The following is an 18,437-nucleotide window of genomic DNA, read 5'->3' as shown; positions in this document are numbered from 1 at the left end:
GGGCGCCAACCCCAAACCGGGGTCAGGTCATGCGATCAAGCAATCACGCCGTGATTGCTTGATCGCATGACCTGACCCCGGTTTTTTTGCGCTTGTTGTATCCTAGCGCCCTGCATGGACAACAACACAATGAATCTCTCCGGGCTGATCGGCCATTTCGTGCGCCAGCATTCCCGCGCCTATGCGGCGGCCGGCGCCATGCTGGCCGGCGTGGCCGCGCTCGGCGTGTGGGTGCCGCGCAAGGTCGGCGCCATGATCGATGGCCTGGCCGCCCACCGCCTCGGCGGCAACGCGCTGCTGCTGGAAATCGGCAGCCTGCTGCTAATCGGCGTGGCCATCTACTTCCTGCGCGTGGGCTGGCGCCAGACCCTGTTCGCCGCCGCCTACCAACTGGGCGTGTCGTTGCGCACCCGGCTTTACGAGCGGCTGGCGCTGCAAGGCCCGGCCTTCTACCAGCAGCGGCGCACAGGCGACCTGATGGCGCTGGCCACCAACGATATCGACGCCATCGAACTGGCGGCCGGCGAAGCCATGCTGGCCGGCTTCGATGGCTCGCTGACGCTGGTGATGGTGCTGGGCGTGATGCTGCTGGGCGTGGACTGGCGCCTGGCCGCCGTGGCCCTGCTGCCGTTTCCCTTGATGGGACTGGCGTTCTGGCGCATTTCCAGCCACATCCACAAGGCCTCGACCGACGCGCTGCGCTGCTTCTCCGCCCTCAACGACCACGTGCAGGAAACCCTGGCCGGTGTGCGCACGCTGCGCGCGCTGGGCCTGGAGCAACGCAGCGCCAGCCAGTTCGCGGACCTGACGGAGCACGCGGCCAGCGCCAGCCTGCGCGCCCAGGTGTGGGAAGCGGCCTACGAACCGGCCGTGGGCCTGACGCTGACGGCGGCCAGCGCGCTCACGCTGGGCCTGGGCGGCTATCTCGTGTGGCATCAGCAGCTCACCATTGGCGCGTTGACCAGCTTCACCATGTATCTCGGGCAGCTGATCTGGCCCATGTTCGCGGCCGGCTGGGTGCTGTCGCTGATCGAACGGGGCCGCGCGGCCTGGGCCCGGCTGCAACCGATGCTCGATGCGCCGCTGGCCGTCGACGACCAAGGCACGCTGGATGCCGTGGCGCCCGGCGCGCTGGAACTGCGCGATGTCGCCTGCGCCTATCCAGGCCAGACCGCGCCCGCCCTGTCCCACCTGACGCTGACGCTGGCGCCGGGCCAGACCCTAGGCCTGGTCGGCCCGACCGGCAGCGGCAAATCGACCCTGCTGCGCGTGCTGCTGCGCCAGCTCACGCCGCAGGCGGGCAGCGTGCGCTGGTCCGGCCAGCCGCTGGAGGCCTACCGCCTGCACGCACTGCGCGCGGCCATCAGTTGGGTGCCGCAGGAATCGTTCCTGTTCTCGGCCACGATCGCCGACAACATCGCGCTGGCCCGCCCCGGCGCCAGCCGCGCCGACGTGGAGCGGGCCGCCACGCTGGCCGCCATCCACGACGACATCCTGCTGTTCCCGGACGGTTACGACACCCAGGTGGGCGAGCGCGGCATCACGCTGTCGGGCGGCCAGCGCCAGCGCGTGGCCATCGCCCGCGCGCTGCTGGCCGATAACGACTTGCTGCTGCTGGACGACGCGCTGTCGGCCGTGGACACCGGCACCGAGGCGCGCATCCTGCAGCACCTGGAACAACTGCGCCAGGCGCGCCCCGGCCGCAGCGCCATCATCGCCAGCCACCGCCTGAGTGCCGTCGTCAGCGCGGACCGGATCGTCGTGCTGCGCGACGGCCACGTGACGGAAGCGGGCACGCACGACGAACTGCTGGCGCTCGACGGCTGGTATGCCAGCCAGTGGCGCTACCAACAACTGGAGGCCAGTCTCGATGCAAGCTGACCACGACCTGCAGCCGCACGACGCGCGCCGCCAGACCCTGCAAGCGGTGGCGCTGCTGCGCCGCGCCGCGCAGCCGGACCAGCGCCACCTGGGCTGGGCCGTGCTCTGGCTGGTGCTGGCCGCGCTGCTCGAAGTGCTGGGCCCCATCATGGGCAAGGCGCTGATCGACCAGCACCTGCTGCCGCACCGCCTCGACTGGCCGCGCATGGCGGCGCTGTTGGCCGGCGTGCTGCTGACGGGCTGGGTGGCCAGCGGCCTGCGCTACCTGCAACTGGTGCGCCTGTCCGGGCTGGCCATGCGTTCGGTGCGGCGCCTGCGTGAACAGGTCTATGGCCACGTGCTGCGCCTGCCCATGGCCTTCTTCGACCGCGCCATCACCGGCCAACTGGTGTCGCGCGTGACCAACGACACGGAAGCCGTCAAGACCCTGTACGTTCAGGTGCTGTTCGTGATGCTCGACAGTTCCATCGTCCTGATCGGCACCGTCTGCGCCATGGCCTGGCTGGACTGGCATCTGATGAGCATCGTGCTGGCCTTGCTGCCGGCCGTGCTGGCCATCATCTGGCTTTACCAGCGCTGGAGCGCGCCGGCAGTCACCCGCGCCCGCGCCCTGCGCAGCGACATCAACGGCCATCTGGCCGAATCGATAGGCGGCATGAGCGTGCTCCAGGCCAGCAACGCCGAAGCCCGTTTCGCCGCGCGCTTCCGCACCACCAACGAGCGCCATTACGAAGCCCGCATGGCCGAACTGCGCGCCAACGCCTGGCTGCTGCGGCCCGCGCTGGACCTGCTCAACATCGTGCTGCTGGCCTCCGTCATCTTCGCCTTCGGCCAGCGCCAGATGACGGCGACCGAGGTGGGTGTGCTGTACGCCTTCATCAGTTACATCGCCCGCGTGATCGAACCGCTGATCCAGATCACCATGCAATTCAGCCAGTTGCAGCAATCGGTGGTGGCCAGTGCGCGCGTGGCGGCCCTGCTGGACGAAGCCAGCGCGCCAGAGCACGCGGCTCACGATAAGGCGGCGCACAACAAGGTGGCGCATGGCGCGGCGGCGCACGACAACGCGGCGCAAGGCAAGGCGACACAGGACGAGGCGGCGCATGACCTCGGAGCGCGCGCCCCTACGACAGCGCAGCGCCCCGCACGGCGTCTGCACGACGCCAACGCGCCGGCCGTGGCGCTGCGCCACATCGGGTTCGCCTACGTGCCTGGCCAGCCCGTACTGCACGACCTGTCGCTTGAGATCGGTCAGGGCGACTTCGTGGGCATCGTCGGCCACACGGGCAGCGGCAAATCCACGCTGCTGTCGCTGCTGCTGCGCTACTACCCGGTGCAGCAGGGCGCCATCACCATCCTCGGCGCGCCGCTGGAGTCGATCGCCAACGCCGAATTCCGGGCCGAGGTGGGGCTGGTGCCGCAGGAACCGTTCCTGCTGGCCGCCTCCGCGCGCGAGAACATCGCCATGGGGCGCGACCTGAGCGACGCCCAGGTCGAGGCGGCCGCCCGCGCCGCCCATGCGCACGACTTCATCATGGCGCTCGAACACGGTTACGACACGGCGCTCGGCGAAGGCGGCTCGCGCCTGTCCGTGGGTCAGAAACAGTTGATCGCCATCGCCCGCGCGCTGGCCGGCCAGCCCCGCATCCTGCTGCTGGACGAGGCCACCTCGCATATCGACAGCCAGACCGAGCAGATCGTGCAGACGGCGCTCGACGAGTTACGCGGGCGCGTCACCATCATCGCCATTGCGCACCGGCTGTCCACCATCCGCGAGGCCGACCGCATCGTCGTGCTCAACCATGGCCGCATCGCCGAATCGGGCCCGCACGCGCAATTGATGCAAGTCGATGGCGGCTTATATCAACGCCTGTACCAGCTCCAGCAACTGGCCGCCTGACGCCCAGGCTGGCAGCAGCATGCCGCCAACGCCGTCGGGGTCTGACCCCAGCCGTATGCGCCGTTGGGGTCTGACCCCGGCCGTATGGGGTCTGACCCCGGTTTGATATTAATCAATATGGGACCTGACCCCGGTTTGATACAGATCAAACAATTCATCTTCGTTTAACATTGCTTTAAAAGCCATTAAAACTGTAGCAAACCACCAACTTCGTTAGCAGAACGGCCATGGAACTGTGCGGATTTCGGTAAATATGCGGCGTGGCTTGGACTTTCTAGACTGCAACAAGAATATAATTGTCTAGACACTTTGCGCACCATGGGCGCAGTGCAGGTGGAGGTGACGCGTTGGCAAGAAAGAAGGCATTTTCGGTACCTGGCGCGCGGCGCCTGCTGATCGCGACGGCCCTGCTGGCGCCGTTGCTGGCGTGCGCCCAGACGCCGCTCGAACAGCGCATCGCCGAGGTGCGCGAACAGAGCCGCTTCGTGCCCGACAAGGCGCTGGCCCAGCTGCTCAAGCTGCAAACGGAGGCCGATGGCGCGCCCCCTGCCACCCGCGCCGAAATCATGTCCCAGATCAGCCTGGCCCACATGCGGCTGGGCGAGAACGATGCCGCGCTGGCCCAGGCCGACGCCGTCATCGCGTATGGCAAGGCCCAGCATAACAACGCCATTCTGGCCAACGGCCTGCTGTCGAGAGCCTATGTGAAATTCGCCCAGGCCGACGTCAAGCAGGCGCACCAGCTGGCGTTCGAGGCCGAGGCCACGGCCGCGCGCACCAACGACCTGCCGCTGCGGGTGCAGGCGACGATCACGGCCGGCCAGGCTTACGCGGAACAGGGCGACTTCCCCACCGCGCTGGTCAAGCTGCAGGCGGCCGTGGACCTGGCGCGCCAGATCACCGACCAGCTGCCGCTGGCCACCGCCCTCAACGCCCTGACCCAGTTGTACAACCAGATGCGCGAATACGACAAGGGCTTCGCCGTGCTGGAAGAACTGCTGAGCGTGTCGCGCGCCCTGCACTCGGCCGGGCGCATGGCCGTGGCCAAGGATACGGAATACGGCCTGGCCATCGAAGCGCACCAGCCGGCGCGCGCGCTGCGCGCCTTGCAGGAAGCGCTGGCGCTGGAACGCCAGTTGGGCGCGCAGCGCATGATCGCCAACTCGCTGGTGAACCTGTCGGACAACTACCTGAAGGCGCGCGACTACGCGCGCGCGCTGCGCTACGGGAACGAATCACTGCAGGCGGCGCGCGCGGCCGGCTCGGCTCCGATCGAGGCCACCGCCCGCGTCAACATCGGCGAAGCCTACATGGGCCTGGGCCGCATCGCCGACGGCAAGAAGAGCTTCGAGGCCGGCCTGGCGTTCTACGAAAAGGCCAACAGCAAGCCGGATCTGCAAGGGGTGCTGCTCGAATATGGCCAGGCGCTGGAGAAGGCGGGCGACCTGCGCGGCGCCGTCGACGCCTACCACCGCGAGCGCGCCATCTCCAACGAATTGTTCGAAAAGCAGCGCCAGCAAGCCGTGCTGGAACTGCAGGAGAAATACGAGGCCGACAAGCGCCAGCGCCAGATCGAACTGCTGAGCCGCGAAAACCAGGTCAAGGGCACGGAACTCGACAACCGGCGCCTGCAACAGCGCGTGTGGTGGCTGTTGGCGCTGGTGTTCGCGCTGGCCGCCGCCGTGGTCGGCCTGCTGTACCGCAAGGTACGCCACGCCAACGCCCAGCTGGAAGTGAAAAATCTGGAGCTGAAGGCGCAAAGCGCCCTCGATCCCCTCACCTCGCTCTACAACCGGCGCCACTTCCAGGACTACATGCGCGGCCACGCGCCGCCCGAACGGCGCGAGGCACCCGTGCGCACCAGCAGTGGCGACGACATCGTGGGCGCCCTGTTCCTGCTGGACGTGGACCACTTCAAGCACGTCAACGACACCTACGGCCACGCGGCTGGCGACGCGGTGCTGAAGATGATCGCCGAACACCTGCGCATCGCGCTGCGCGAGACGGACATGATCGTGCGCTGGGGCGGCGAGGAGTTCCTCGCCTTCCTGCCCGCCATTCCGCGCCACGGCGTGGACGAGGTGGCGCGCCGCATCCTGGAGAGCATCTCGGCGCAGACTGTGGCCTACCAGGACCACCACATCCAGGTCAACGTGTCGGTCGGCTTCGCGCCATTCCCGCTGTTCCCGGACGAGCGGCCGCTGTCGTGGGAACGGGCCGTCAACCTGGTCGACATGGCGCTCTACCTGGCCAAGGCCCATGGCCGCAACCGCGCCTACGGCGTGCGCGGCTTCGCCAATTTCGCCGACACCTCGATGGAGGCCATCGAACAGGATCTGGAACGGGCCTGGCGCGCCGGCTATGTGGACCTGAGCGTGGTGCTGGGCCCGGCCGCGGATGGTCCGCCGCCGGCCGGCTCGGAAGCGAGCAATGTCGTACCATTGAAACAGGCGGCCAAGAACAACCACTAGGCCGCGCGGCGCATCCATGCAATACCAACCAGGGAGAATGGCATGACGAACAGGCGATGCACCACCTTGCTGCTGGCCGCGCTGCTGTGCGCGGGCACGTGCGCGCAAGCGGCGCCACCGGCGGCACCGGCTGCGCCAGCGGCACCAGCGGCCGAGGTGATCGGCACCATCCAGAACCTGCAAGGCACGGTGAGCATCGTGCGCGGCGGCGCCACCTTGTCCGCCACGGTCGGCACGCCGCTATACCGGGGCGACCAGGTCCGCACCGGCAAGCCCGGCGCCGTCGGCATCGTGCTGGGCGACGACACCACCATCTCGGCCGGCTCGTCCAGCGAGCTGGCGCTGAACGACTACATCTTCGATCCCAACAACGGCAAGTTCGCGCTCGTGGTGCGCATGCTCAAGGGGACGTTCTCATACATCACGGGGCAGATCGGCAAGCTGGCGCCAGACACGGTCAAGGTGCGCACGCCGGACGCCACCATCGCCACCCGCGGCACCAAGGTGCTGATCGAAGTGAAGGAGTGACCATGCGCTTTCCATCCAAAGCATTGGCCGCCGCGCCGGCATTGACACTGACACTGCTGCTGGCCGGCTGCGCCGGCGGCGCCAGCGTGATCCTGGTGCCGGACCAGCAGGGCAAGGTCGGCAAGGCCGAAGTGAGCACCGAGGGCGGCAAGCAGTTGCTCACGCAGGCGGGCGCGATGACGCGCACGTCCGGCCCGCGCCAGGCGCCCGGTGCCATCACCACGGCCGATCCGGCCTACCTGGCCAGCACCTTCGGCGAAGCGCTGGCCGTGGAGCCCCCGGCCGGCGAGACCTTCACGCTGTATTTCAAGACCGGTTCCTCCATGCTGGCGGCCGATGACCAGAAGATCATCGACGACATCGCCGCCGCCGTGAAGCGGCGCGCCGCCATCAGCGTGCGCATCAGCGGCCACACCGACAGCACCGGTTCGGCCGCGCTGGACACGGCGCTGTCGCTGGAGCGGGTCAAGCAGGTGCAGGCGCTGCTGCTGGACAAGGGCGTGCCGCCGGAACGCATCAGCACCTCCTACCACGGCAAGGGCAACCCGGCCGTGCCCACCCCGGACGGCGTGGCCGAACCGCGCAACCGGCGCGTGGTGGTGATCGTCCACTAAGGCCAGCGCCCTGCCGCCGCCCATGGCCGCCGCCAGCCGCCCCCACCCGTCCCTGCTGCGCCGCCTGCGCGGCTGGCTGCCGCTGCGCGAAGGCCAGGCGCCGCTGTACGCGTTGGGCCTGTGCCTGACGCTGGCCGTGGCGCTGCTGTCGATCTTCCAGCCCCCGCCCTTGCAGCAGCTCGACCTGCTGTTGTACGACATGATGGTGGCCGGCCGCGCGGCGCCGCCGCCCTCGTCCGCGCCGGTGGTGGTGGGGATCGATGAGGACAGCCTGGCCGCCTACGGCCAATGGCCCTGGCCACGCTACCGGCTGGCGCAACTGGTGCGGCAATTGCGCCAGTTTGGCGCCACCGTGGTGGTGCTGGACTTGCTCATGCCCGAAGCGGACCGCACAGCGCCCGAAGTCATCACGCACGAACGCCAGCGCGACCTGGATGCCACCGCCACCGACTCCAGCCACGCGCCACCGCCCACGCCCGACAGCAACTCCCAGCGCCTGGCCAACACGCTGGCAGAAGGCGCAAGCGTACTGGCCTACTATCTCGACTTCAGCCAACAGGGGACGGCTGCGGCAACGTCAGCGGCTACAACGACGGCTGCGACGACAACGACCACTGCGACCGCGACTGCAACTACGCTTGCGACCGCAACCACGACCACGGCGGCAATAACTGCGGCCTCCACCGCCACCGCCCCGTCCGCGCCCGACGGCACCGTGGTGCTGCGGGCCGATGGCGGCCGCGCCTGGCACATGCCGCGCGCCGGCCGCCTGCTGCGCAGCGTGCCCGTGCTGACGGCTGCCGCCAGCGCCGAGGGCTACACCAACGCGCTGGAAGACCTGGACGGCACGCTGCGCCGGGTGCCGCTGCTGCTGCCCGTGGCGGGCAAGGAGCGGCCATCGCTGGCGCTGTCGGCACTGTTGCTGACGTCGCAGGACCGGCTGCTGCGGCTGGGCAAGGACGGCAGCGATTTCACGCTGTACTGGGACCGCCACGCCATCCCGCTCGACGCGGCCGGCAACCTGCTGCTGGACTACCGCAACGCCAGCCATGCCTACCTGTCGGCGCGCGCCGTATTGGACGGCAAGGTGGCGCCGGCCTCATTACGCGGCAAGATCGTATTGATCGGCACCTGGGCCCGGGGCCTGGGCGACTGGCACCGCACGCCATCGGGCAATTGGCTCAATGGCCTCGACATTCACGCCACCATCATCGACAACGTGCTGAGCGACAGCTACATCAGCCGTCCCGACTGGGCCCGGGGCGTGGAGCTGACCGCTGTGCTGCTGGCCGGCCTGGCCGGCACGCTGATGCTGAGCCAGCCCGGCTACCTGCTGTCACTGCTGGCCGTGCTGGCCGGCACCGGCGGCTTTTACTGGACCGCGCGCCAGTTGCTGCTGGAGATGGGCGTGCACCTGTCGCCGCTGTTCCCCATCATGGCGCTGGTGCTGATCACCACTTGCCTCAGCCTGCTCAAATACGGCATCGAGGCGCGCAAGCTGCACGCCCGCACCCAGGACCTGTACGAGGCGCAGGACGAGATCATCTTCAGCCTGTCGGTGCTGGCCGAATCGCGCGACAAGGACACCGGCCAGCACATCCTGCGCACCCAGCGCTACGTGGAAATCCTCGCGCGCGAGCTGGCCACCACGCCCGCCTACGCCCACCTGACGCCGTCGGACATCGAACTGTATGCCAAGTCGGCGCCGCTGCACGACATCGGCAAGGTGGGCATCCCCGACAGCATCCTGCAAAAGCCGGGCAAGCTGACGCCGGAGGAGTACACCATCATGAAGACCCACCCGCTGATCGGGGCGGCCACGTTGGCGCGCATCATCGTCGGCCACGGCCACCCGGAGAAGCGCCACTTCCTCAACTACGCGCGCGAGATGATCGAAGCCCACCATGAACGGTGGGACGGCGGCGGCTACCCGCACGGCCTGCGCGGCGCCGCCATTCCGCTGGCGGGCCGGCTGATGGCGCTGGCCGACGTGTACGACGCGCTGATCAGCAAGCGCGTCTACAAGCGCGGCTACTCGCACGCCGAAGTGTGCGCCTACATCGCCGAGCAATCGGGCACCCAGTTCGATCCCGACCTGGTGGCCGCGTTCCAGCGGCGGCACGAGGAATTCTTCCAGGTGGCGCAGGAGCATGCGGACGTCACGTCTGCCGATGGCGATGTGAGCGCCGCCTGAACGGCGCCCGCTTCCGGGTCATCCGCGCCCGAATACTTGCATATTTTGCAAATCAATATGATAATATTTTCGTGCTGACAATAACGCCGGGAAGCGGCGAAGCGCAGCACGCTCCACGCGCCGGCCCCTGCTGTCCGCCAGCCGGGCCGTCGCATCAACCTCCTCAACCAACCGAAAGTGACCTATGCTCAAGCAACTCATGTACGGTAGCGTGTTGGCCGCGTGCTGCTCACTGGCCCAGGCCAGCGCCCCCACGCAGTATGCGTTTTCCTGGACCGGCTTCGACGTCTGGGAACCCTACAGCATGCCTTATTTCGACGCCACCCGCACCGTCAGCGGCACGTTCGCCGGCGTGGACGCCAACCACGACAACGCGCTCGAACTGAACGAACTGACCGACCTGACCATCAACGGCACCGAGTTCGTGCACTGCGTCGACAACAGCGGCTACAACACCTGCGGCGTGTCGGCGTTCTCGTTCAGCCAGCAGGGCGGGCTGCAACTCAACGCCGAGCGGACCATCTATTTTTCGCCACCCGGTCCGGATGAGTGGAGCGCGAGCCGCACCACGTACGACATCCGTCGCGGCTCGGGCAACATCGAAGACGTGGTGTTCGGCCGCATGCAGCCTCCTGAAGGCCGGGCGCTGTCCTTCACACCGCAAACCGTCACCAGCATCCATCAGGTGAGCGCCGTGCCGGAGCCGCAGACCTACGCCATGTTCGGCGCCGGCCTGCTGTTGCTGGGCGCGCTGACCCGCCGCCGCCAACGCAACTGACGCGCGCACGCACACAAATACGTACGCCAATACGTACGCAAGCACGCCGCGCCCGTCCGCCCCGGCGAACGCGGCGCGGCCTCGGCCTTCTTATTTTGCAGCCTTGTCGTCGTCTTTCTTGTCGCGCGCCTCGCGGGCTTTCTCCTGGATCTTCTCGCCCGCTTCCTCGATCTTCTTGCCGGCCACCTCGGTCGCCTTGTTTAGCTGCTGGCCGGCCTCGCTGGCCGCCTTCTGCAGCTTCTCGCCGGTATCCTTGGCCGCCTCCTGCGCCTGCTGCGTGGCCTGGTCCAGCTTGCGGCCCATCTGTTCAGCCGGCCCCGGTTCCTCCTTCTTCTGGCAGCCCGCCAGCACGGCGCCCAGCGCGATCACGGCCAGCACGGATTTCGTGGATATCATCATGGTTTGCTCCTGTCAAAAAATAAACAATAATGCATCACAGCATACACCAGAGCGTATCGCACACGGTTACACGCGGCGATTGACAGCGGCCACCTGAGTCCCGACAATAGCACGACCGTTCACTTCCCGAGAAAGGCCGGACCATGACCGACCAGCATGCCGTCGCCCACCGTATCTGCCCCCTGTGCGAGGCCAGTTGCGGCCTTGTGATCGAACGCGAAGGCCAGCACGTCACCCGCATCCGTGGCGACGAGGCCGACGTGTTCAGCGCCGGCTTCCTGTGTCCGAAAGCCGTCAGCCTGAAGGACTTGCATGAGGACGGCGACCGCCTGCGCACCCCGCTCATCAAGCGCGACGGCCGTTTCGTGGCCGTCAGCTGGGACGAGGCCTACGCGGAAATCGAACGGCGCCTGCCGCCCATCATCGCGGCCCATGGCGCCGACGCGGTGGCCACGGTGCTGGGCAATCCGGTGGCGCACAAGATGAGCCTGATGCTCTACTTCCCCCGCCTGGCCCGCGCACTGGGCACGCGCAATATGTACTCGGCCTCCAGCGTGGACCAGGTGCCCAAGATGCTGTCCGTCGGCCTCATGTTCGGCAACTGGATGAGCGTGCCCGTGCCCGACATCGACCGCTGCGACTACCTGCTGGTGCTGGGCGCCAATCCCATGGTCTCGAACGGCAGCATGTGGACCGTGCCCGATTACCGGGGCAAGGCCAAGGCGCTGCGCGCGCGCGGCGGCAAGATCGTGGTGATCGACCCGCGCCGCACCGAGACGGCGCAGGCGGCCGACGCCCACCACTTCATCCGTCCCGGTGGCGACGTGTTCCTGCTGCTGGGCCTGGCGCACACGCTGTTCGACGAAGGCCTGGTGCGCCTTGGCCGGCTGGCGCCGCACGTGGCGGGGCTGGACGCGCTGCGCGAAGCCGTGCTGCCCTACCCGCCCGAGCAGATGGCGGCGCGCTGCAGCGTGCCGGCCGGGGTCGTGCGCGCCCTGGCGCGCGAGCTGGCCGGCGCACAACGTGGCGCCATCTACGGCCGCATCGGCACCTGCACCCAGCAGTACGGCACGCTGGCCTCGTGGCTGATCGACGCCATCAACGTCCTCACCGGCCACCTGGACGCCGAGGGCGGCGCCATGTTCCCCAAGGCGGCCGCCTTCGCCGCCAACACGCGCGGCAAGCCGGGCGCAGGGCGCGGCGTGGTCATGGGCCGCTACCGCAGCCGCGTGGCCGGTGCGCCGGAAGTGATGGGCGAGCTGCCCGTCACCTGCCTGGCCGAGGAGATCGACACGCCCGGCCCCGGCCAGGTGCGCGCGCTGATCGCCATCGCTGGCAACCCCGTGCTGTCCGCGCCCAACGGCGCGCGGCTGGCCAAGGCGCTCGACCAGCTCGACTTCATGGTCAGCATGGACATCTACCTCAACGAAACGTCGCGCCATGCGGACGTGATCCTGCCCGGCGTCTCGCCGCTGGAGGACGCGCATTACGACGTCAGCTTCGGCCAGCTGTCGCACCGCAACCACGCGCGCTACAGCGCCCCCGTATTGGCCCGCGCCGACGGCCAGCCGGACGAATGGGAAAGCCTGCTGCGGCTGGCCGCCATCGTCAAGGGCATGGGCCGCGACGCCGACCTCGACGCCTACGACACGGCGCTGCTGGAAGAAGAAGTGCAGAAAGCGGCTGGCCCGGCCACGCCCCACATCATGGCGGCGCTGGCGGGCCGGCGCGGCGCGGAACGGATGCTGGACCTGGCCCTGCGCAGCGGCCCGTACGGCGACCAGTTCGGCGCCCGGCCCGAGGGCCTGACCCTGGCCAAGGTGCAAGCCGCGCCGTCCGGCATCGACCTGGGCCCCATGCAGCCGCGCATACCCGAAGTACTGCGCACGGCCTCGGGCAAGATCGAGCTGGCGCCATCGCCGCTGCTGGCCGACCTGACGCGGGTGGCCGACGCGATGACCGTGCCGGACCAGGTGCCGGAACTGGTCATCGTCGGCCGCCGCCAGCTGCGCTCGAACAACAGCTGGATGCACAACCTGCCCGTTCTGGCCAAGGGGGCGTTCCGCTGCACGGCTCTGGTGCACCCGGCCGACGCCGCCCGGCTGGGACTGGTGGATGGCGGCCGCGCGCAGATCCGCAATGGCGACCGCATGGTGGAAACGCAAGTAGAATTAAGCGAGGAAATGATGCCGGGCGTGGTCAGCCTGCCGCACGGCTGGGGCCACGACCTGCCGGGCACACAACTGGGCGTGGCGGCCGAGCGGCCCGGCGCCAACCTCAACGCCTTGCTGGACGAGCAATGGCGCGATCCGCTGTCGGGCAATGCCGTACTATCGGGCATCGCGATCGACATGCGGCCTTGCTGATCGGCACGCGGTGGCGGCGGCGATCGCCTCAAGCGTGCCATGCATGTCACGAAAGCCGCCGCTTTTCGATATACCATACAAGCACGCGATAAAAAGAACATGCGCGGGCGAAATGTTACCGAACAGATCAGCCACGAGGTACTGCCATGAAGCCCAATACCATCACCCCCGAACTGACGCACGATCGCGAGGACACCGCCCGGCAGAACCGCGAACTGCGGAAGCTGTGCGCGGCCATCCTGCCTGCCGCACGCCAGCTGGTGCGGCAAGGCGTGGCCCGGGCCACAGAGCAGGAGGCGGACGCCGTGCAGACCGAAGAGGCAGACGCCCTGCTCAAGTCCCTGCTGGCCGAGCTCGACGAGTACATCGCCGCGCTGCCCGACGCCAAGTCCGGGTTGCCGGACGATGCACTGACCACGGGGGTCCCGGAGATTGAGGACGAGGCCGAGCGAGAGCAGCAATGGATGAACCAGATGGCCGGCGACTGGGCCATGGCCGCTGCCGCTTTCTGGCTGGATTTGGGCCACGACCTGCGTGGCCAAACCAACCGCCAGGCATCTGTGATGGCGAATCTGGAGGCCGGCCGCGACGACGAGCTGTTGGCCGCCTTCGATCTGGTCGCGGCCAGATTCCATGTCGGCAAGGAAGGACGCTTGCTGCTAAAAAAAATGCATGACCTGACCCGGCCAAGCTATGTGATCCCGCCAATGGAAATCGACATGACGACGATCGTGTATGTGCCGGAATTGACGGGCACTTACCTGCAGAAATAAGTCCGGCGCAGGCGTGCCGCGACCAGCACGCTCAATACTCCCATACGACAGACTCGACACGATTCGGGTTGCCGGGCGGCGTCAGCACCTGATACGGTCCCGCTCCGCCGCGCCCAACAACACGGCGCTCCATCAGCAACTGCCCCCGCTGCGCGCTGGCCGGCGAGGAAAAGAAGGTCAGGATCTGGCATTGCTGCGGAAAGAAATCAGCATCCTCGAATGTGTCCCGGCCGGCATGCCGGGGCAGTTGCGACAGCGATCCCGCGACCAGCTGCAACTGGCCTTCATACAACGGTGCATATTGCTGTCCCGTCGATGTGGGCGGCAAGGCGCCAAGGCGCGGATAGGTCTCGTGCGTATGCCCGCTCAACAGCAAGTGGGCCAGCTTGCCCCGTTGATGCGTGCTGAAATCGGCCAGCGCATCAGCCACTTCGCCATCGTTGCGCAAGTTCATTTGCATTGTCGGCCGCGGTGGCGGATAGTGGACCGGATGGTGCATGGCCAGGATGCGGAAGTCGCGTGTCTTGCCATCCGCGTGAAACTGCCTGCAAGTCTGCTTGGCCAGCTGCTGTAACTGGTCGTCGCCGAACGTGTTCCATGGCGGGTCCATACCCACCTCGCCGCGCGCCAGCGTGTTAGGCCAGCGCTCGCCCGTCGTGCTGTTGACGGCGCTGAGTGTCACCCTGGCGCTGGAATGGGGAATGCGGGTGTGGATCGCCGTTTGCGGCCACGCCTTGCCCAGCAAATCGCGTAACGCCTGCTGGTGCATATCGATCTCCAACTGATTGGCGGCCAGGGGAAACTTCCCCGGCCATGCATCGTGATTCCCATGCAATATCAGCGTTTGCTTCGCGTCGAGAATGACGCGGTAATCATCGAGCCATTCCAGCGCCGTCCTCAGCGAGCCCATGTCGCCCAGCGCGCTCAGGTCGCCCGTATCGAGCAGCCAGGTTTCCACGTCCGCGCGATCGTCGTGCTTAAAGAAGTCACAGAGAAATTCGCACATCCACGCATGGGCCGTGGGATCGTGACCAGCCAGCCCCGCCTGCCAACGGTGTTCGAGCTGATCGGCCCACTTCGCGCGGCCCAGGCGCCGTAGCGCATTGACCAAACCTCGCACGTTTTTCTCCGTCGCGGTATCGACCACGACGCCCTGCCCTTTGCAGTGCATGTCCGACACATGCACGATATGCAGAAACGCTTCCAACTCAGGATCCGAATGGATAGCCATGTTCATCGCTCCTCAAGATAAGTCTCGCAGCAGCTTGTATGCATCCTCGCCCAGTTCACGCTGGATGGCGGCGGCCAGCCGTTTGCGCACGCGGTGCAGGCGCTGGCGCTCGGCCGCCGTCAAGGCGTCGCCCGCGCTGGACGCCAGCCCGGTGGCGATCGCCACGGCCATCTGGTCTTGCTCGGAAATGGTGCTCAACTCGGCCACGCACACGCGCAGCATGCTGCGGTACAGCGCCGTGGTGGCCAGGTCGCCCGCGCGCTCGTCGGCCGGTTCCGCTTCCGTCGCCGGTGCGGGCGCAGCCACGGCGGCGGCCGCCAGCATGGGACGGGTCTTGCGGAACAGGTCCGCCGCGCGGCGGTTGAAAATCGCGTGCGCGATGCGCTGGATGGCGTCGGCGCCCAGGGCGGGGCCGGGCGCGCGCTCCAGCAGGTATTTCCACAGATCGGCAACGGTCTGTGCGGCCAGGTCATCGATGTCCGGACGCAGCAGCGGAAAGCGCGCATGGCCGGCGCGGCGCAGGCTGGTGCGCAGCGCGGTCAACTGCTCATCGGACAAGAATTCCGGCATGACGGCGGCCTCGATCTTGCAAAATAAGCATTTTACGCCGCTTGTGCGGCAGCGCACGCAGTTTGTGCCTACCGGGCGAACCGCGCCAACCAAGCCAATTACGCGAATTGCGCCGACTGCGCCAACCGCGCCAGCGGCAGGGCGCGCCCGCCACGCGCCGCGTTACGGCGGCGGCAATTCGAAGCGATAGCCGACGCCGTACACGGACTGCAGGCATTCCGACTCGGGCACGCGCGCGGCCAGCTTGCGGCGGATGTTCTTGATGTGGGAATCGACCGTGCGGTCGTTGTTGTCGCGCTGGTCCTCGTGCGCGCAGTCGAGTAGTTGCTGGCGCGAATAGACCCGGCCCGGATTGGCCATCAGTTCAGCCAGCAGGCGGAACTCCACCGGCGTGAGCGCCAGCGCCACGCCGCCATACGTAATGCACATGCGTTCGCGCTCCACCTGGAATTGCGGCGCCTGCGCTGCAGCGGCGGCCGTCGCGGCAGCGGGCGCACCGGCCGCCAGTTGCGCCATGCCGGCCGCGCGGCGCAGGTGGGCGCGCACGCGGGCCACCACTTCGCGCGGGCTGAACGGCTTGCAGACGTAATCGTCGGCGCCCGATTCAAGTCCCAGCAGGCGGTCGATCTCGTCCACCCGCGCCGTCAGCATGATGATGGGCAGTGCGGAAAACGCGCGCACGGCGCGGCACACGCCGATGCCGTCCAGGCTGGGCAGCATCAGATCCAGCACCATCAGGTCCGGCGCGTGGGCGCGCACCGCTTCCACGGCGGCCAGGCCATCGGCCACGCGCGTCACGCGCAGGCCGGCGGCCACGAAATAATCAGCCAGCAGCGCGGCGATTTTGACGTCGTCTTCCACGATCAGGATGTGGGCGTTGTTATCCATGCGCTTGACGGTTGGTTGAGGGGTGGATCGGCAGCCGCACCAGCATTCTCACGCCGCCCAGCGGCGAAGGCAAGGCCACGATACTGCCGCCGTGGGCCTCCACCATGGCCTTGCAAATAGCCAGCCCCAGGCCGCTGCCGCCGCGCCCGCGCGCGCTGTCGCCCCGGTACAGGCGGTCGAACAGGCGCGCCAGCAGGCCGGGCGGCACACCGGGCGCGCTGTCGTCTACCGTCAGTTGCGCCCAGGCGCCGTCGGCGGCCAGCGTGACGGCGATGCTGCCGCCGCTGTCCGTGTAGCGCACGCTGTTTTCCAGCAGGTTCACGCACACTTGCGTCAGGCGGCCGCTGTCGCCCGTCAGCGTCAGCGGCGCATCCGGCAGCGACGCGGTCAGCGTGAGGCCGGCCTGCTGCGCGCGCAGCCGGTAGCGTTCCAGCAGCGGTCGCAGTAGCGCAGTCAGATCCAGCTGCTGCCAGTGGTACTGCAGGTCGCCCGCGTCGGCCAGCGCCAGCTGGTGCAGGTCGTCCACCAGCTGGTTCAGGCGCAGCACTTCCGCGTGGAGCGAATCGAGCGCGTTGACGTCGGCGCGCCGTATGCCATCGAGCAGGGCTTCGATCTCGCCGCGGATCACCGTCAGCGGCGTGCGCAATTCGTGCGAGATGTCGGCCAGCATGCGGCGCCGCTGCTGCTCACTTTCCTCCAGCGCCTGCGCCATCGCATTGACGTGCAGCGCCAGTTCGGCCAGCTCGTCGCGCGAGAGCACGGGCGCGCGCGCCGCGAATTCGCCGCGCGCCAGCTTTTCCGTCACGCCGCGCAGCGCGGCCACGGGCCGCAGCAGGTGCCGCGCCAGCCAGATAGCGGCCAGGATGGCCATGCCTATCAGCGCGCATGACAACAGCAGTATCGTTTGCAACTGGCCGCGCAGGAAGGTGGCGGCGCTGGCGTCGCCGCCTGCCTGGCGCAGCGGCATCAGGCGCATACGGCCCACCACCTGGCCATCGACCTTGATGTCGCGTTCTATGCCGGGCGGGAAGTCGGGCGGGCCGATCAGCGACTGGCCTTGCGCGTCGACGATGGAAATGCGCGAGGCGAAACCGGCGGGATCGGCGCCGCCCGGACGGCGCGGCGGTGGCAGGCCGGCGCGTGGCGGTGGCATGTCGGCGCGCGGTGGCGGCATATCGTCGCGCGGTGGCTGCAAGTCGGCACGCGCTGGCTGCTGCTCGCCATGGAACGGCCCCAGGCCGGCGCGCGGCGGTGGCCGGCCATAGCCGGGCAAGCGGTCGGCCCCGCCATAGCCCGGGCCATCCCGTTGTGGCGGCGGCGCATCCTGCTCAGGCGGCGCGTCCTCCGCTTCAGGCGGCGGACGATCGGGCCGGCCGCCACGTGGGCCACGCCGGCGCACGTCCATGTCGTCCGTCTCGGCCTGCAGGCGCGGTTTCATCTGGTCGAGCAGCGAGCGCAAGGCGCGCGGCTGGTGGCGCAGCCATTCAAAGTCGCCCTCGCTGCGGTAGCGCGCCTCCAGCAGCTCGCGCAGCTGATCCAGGTCTTGCGTCTGCATCTCGTTGAGGTAGGTCACAAAGCCGCGCTGCAGGCTGATGCTCGTCACCCACGCCATGGTGCCGATGCACAGGATGACGATGGCGATCACGGCCAGCGCGATCTTGCGCGCGATCGTCAGCCGCATATCAGGGTCCAGTGCTGCTTCATTGCTCTCCTCTCGCCTCTGGGTCCAGCGCCATCATACCTGCCAATTGTGCAGACAATGTGGACAGCGCGCGCCTGCGGCAGGCGCACCACATTCCACCGCGGTCTCCATTTTTCCTGCACATTTGACCGGCATATTTGTT

14 protein-coding genes are annotated in these 18,437 nt (G+C 68.0%); 9 read left to right on the top strand and 5 right to left on the bottom strand.

Annotation, left to right across the window (positions count from 1 at the left end; genetic code table 11):
- Positions 1-129 precede the first annotated feature (129 nt).
- From H3H37_RS13560 to H3H37_RS13530, 7 genes are all read left to right on the top strand, one after another.
- Positions 130-1,881 carry an ABC transporter transmembrane domain-containing protein gene (locus H3H37_RS13560; protein WP_182163301.1) on the top strand — a complete coding sequence of 584 codons (1,752 nt, stop codon included), beginning with the start codon at positions 130-132 and terminating at the stop codon, positions 1,879-1,881.
- Entirely contained in the window at positions 1,871-3,781 is a 1,911-nt protein-coding gene (locus tag H3H37_RS13555; RefSeq protein ID WP_182163299.1) for an ABC transporter ATP-binding protein, read from the top strand. The genes H3H37_RS13560 and H3H37_RS13555 overlap by 11 nt, the downstream gene beginning before the upstream one ends.
- A 347-nt stretch (positions 3,782-4,128) precedes the next feature.
- Positions 4,129-6,252, top strand: coding sequence for a GGDEF domain-containing protein (locus tag H3H37_RS13550; RefSeq protein WP_220456433.1), 2,124 nt, complete (start codon positions 4,129-4,131; stop codon positions 6,250-6,252).
- 42 nt (positions 6,253-6,294) lie between these two features.
- Positions 6,295-6,780 (top strand): FecR family protein, encoded by a 486-nt coding sequence (locus H3H37_RS13545; protein WP_182163297.1) that lies wholly within the window; start codon positions 6,295-6,297, stop codon positions 6,778-6,780.
- Between the two features lie 2 nt (positions 6,781-6,782).
- The gene (locus H3H37_RS13540) at positions 6,783-7,394 is read left to right on the top strand and encodes an OmpA family protein (RefSeq protein WP_182163295.1); all 612 of its coding nucleotides are present in this window, start codon (positions 6,783-6,785) and stop codon (positions 7,392-7,394) included.
- A 22-nt stretch (positions 7,395-7,416) separates the two neighbouring features.
- On the top strand, positions 7,417-9,588 hold the full coding sequence (locus H3H37_RS13535; RefSeq protein ID WP_182163293.1) for a CHASE2 domain-containing protein: 2,172 nt from the start codon (positions 7,417-7,419) through the stop codon (positions 9,586-9,588).
- 184 nt (positions 9,589-9,772) lie between these two features.
- Complete coding sequence (locus H3H37_RS13530; RefSeq protein WP_182163291.1) at positions 9,773-10,366, top strand: PEP-CTERM sorting domain-containing protein; 594 nt, start codon at positions 9,773-9,775, stop codon at positions 10,364-10,366.
- 90 nt (positions 10,367-10,456) lie between these two features.
- Here H3H37_RS13530 and H3H37_RS13525 read toward each other — a convergent pair whose 3' ends face one another.
- Entirely contained in the window at positions 10,457-10,765 is a 309-nt protein-coding gene (locus H3H37_RS13525; RefSeq protein ID WP_229218828.1) for an apolipophorin, read from the bottom strand.
- Positions 10,766-10,908: 143 nt separating this feature from the next.
- Here H3H37_RS13525 and H3H37_RS13520 point away from each other — a divergent pair, with 143 nt between their 5' ends.
- Positions 10,909-13,131 carry a molybdopterin-dependent oxidoreductase gene (locus tag H3H37_RS13520; RefSeq protein WP_182163289.1) on the top strand — a complete coding sequence of 741 codons (2,223 nt, stop codon included), beginning with the start codon at positions 10,909-10,911 and terminating at the stop codon, positions 13,129-13,131.
- A gap of 146 nt (positions 13,132-13,277) precedes the next feature.
- Positions 13,278-13,904 carry a response regulator gene (locus H3H37_RS13515; RefSeq protein ID WP_182163287.1) on the top strand — a complete coding sequence of 209 codons (627 nt, stop codon included), beginning with the start codon at positions 13,278-13,280 and terminating at the stop codon, positions 13,902-13,904.
- Positions 13,905-13,935: 31 nt separating this feature from the next.
- Here H3H37_RS13515 and H3H37_RS13510 read toward each other — a convergent pair whose 3' ends face one another.
- The 4 genes from H3H37_RS13510 to H3H37_RS13495 form a co-directional block, all read right to left on the bottom strand.
- A complete protein-coding gene (locus H3H37_RS13510; RefSeq protein WP_182163285.1) occupies positions 13,936-15,135 on the bottom strand; it encodes a metallophosphoesterase family protein in 1,200 nt (399 codons plus the stop codon).
- 12 nt (positions 15,136-15,147) lie between these two features.
- Positions 15,148-15,705, bottom strand: a complete 558-nt coding sequence (locus H3H37_RS13505) for a hypothetical protein (protein ID WP_182163283.1) — start codon at positions 15,703-15,705, stop codon at positions 15,148-15,150.
- Positions 15,706-15,867: 162 nt separating this feature from the next.
- Complete coding sequence (locus H3H37_RS13500; RefSeq protein ID WP_182163281.1) at positions 15,868-16,593, bottom strand: response regulator; 726 nt, start codon at positions 16,591-16,593, stop codon at positions 15,868-15,870.
- Positions 16,586-18,274, bottom strand: coding sequence for an ATP-binding protein (locus H3H37_RS13495; protein ID WP_182163279.1), 1,689 nt, complete (start codon positions 18,272-18,274; stop codon positions 16,586-16,588). The genes H3H37_RS13500 and H3H37_RS13495 overlap by 8 nt, the downstream gene beginning before the upstream one ends.
- Between the last annotated feature and the right edge of the window lie 163 nt (positions 18,275-18,437).

The sequence above is a fragment of the Rugamonas brunnea genome, assembly GCF_014042345.1.
In the GTDB taxonomy this organism is placed as follows: Bacteria; Pseudomonadota; Gammaproteobacteria; order Burkholderiales; family Burkholderiaceae_D; genus Rugamonas; species Rugamonas brunnea.
Note: the sequence above shows the minus strand (reverse complement) of the source record. Positions and strands in the feature narration are given on the sequence as shown.

Bases quoted from the DNA above. Each gene is read 5' to 3' on its own strand.
- H3H37_RS13495 (WP_182163279.1), bottom strand. From the start codon at position 18,274: ATGCGGCTGACGATCGCGCGCAAGATCGCGCTGGCCGTGATCGCCATC.
- H3H37_RS13500 (WP_182163281.1), bottom strand. From the start codon at position 16,593: ATGGATAACAACGCCCACATCCTGATCGTGGAAGACGACGTCAAAATC.
- H3H37_RS13555 (WP_182163299.1), top strand. From the start codon at position 1,871: ATGCAAGCTGACCACGACCTGCAGCCGCACGACGCGCGCCGCCAGACC.
- H3H37_RS13545 (WP_182163297.1), top strand. From the start codon at position 6,295: ATGACGAACAGGCGATGCACCACCTTGCTGCTGGCCGCGCTGCTGTGC.
- H3H37_RS13520 (WP_182163289.1), top strand. From the start codon at position 10,909: ATGACCGACCAGCATGCCGTCGCCCACCGTATCTGCCCCCTGTGCGAG.
- H3H37_RS13510 (WP_182163285.1), bottom strand. From the start codon at position 15,135: ATGGCTATCCATTCGGATCCTGAGTTGGAAGCGTTTCTGCATATCGTG.
- H3H37_RS13530 (WP_182163291.1), top strand. From the start codon at position 9,773: ATGCTCAAGCAACTCATGTACGGTAGCGTGTTGGCCGCGTGCTGCTCA.
- H3H37_RS13525 (WP_229218828.1), bottom strand. From the start codon at position 10,765: ATGATGATATCCACGAAATCCGTGCTGGCCGTGATCGCGCTGGGCGCC.
- H3H37_RS13540 (WP_182163295.1), top strand. From the start codon at position 6,783: ATGCGCTTTCCATCCAAAGCATTGGCCGCCGCGCCGGCATTGACACTG.
- H3H37_RS13535 (WP_182163293.1), top strand. From the start codon at position 7,417: ATGGCCGCCGCCAGCCGCCCCCACCCGTCCCTGCTGCGCCGCCTGCGC.
- H3H37_RS13515 (WP_182163287.1), top strand. From the start codon at position 13,278: ATGAAGCCCAATACCATCACCCCCGAACTGACGCACGATCGCGAGGAC.
- H3H37_RS13560 (WP_182163301.1), top strand. From the start codon at position 130: ATGAATCTCTCCGGGCTGATCGGCCATTTCGTGCGCCAGCATTCCCGC.
- H3H37_RS13505 (WP_182163283.1), bottom strand. From the start codon at position 15,705: ATGCCGGAATTCTTGTCCGATGAGCAGTTGACCGCGCTGCGCACCAGC.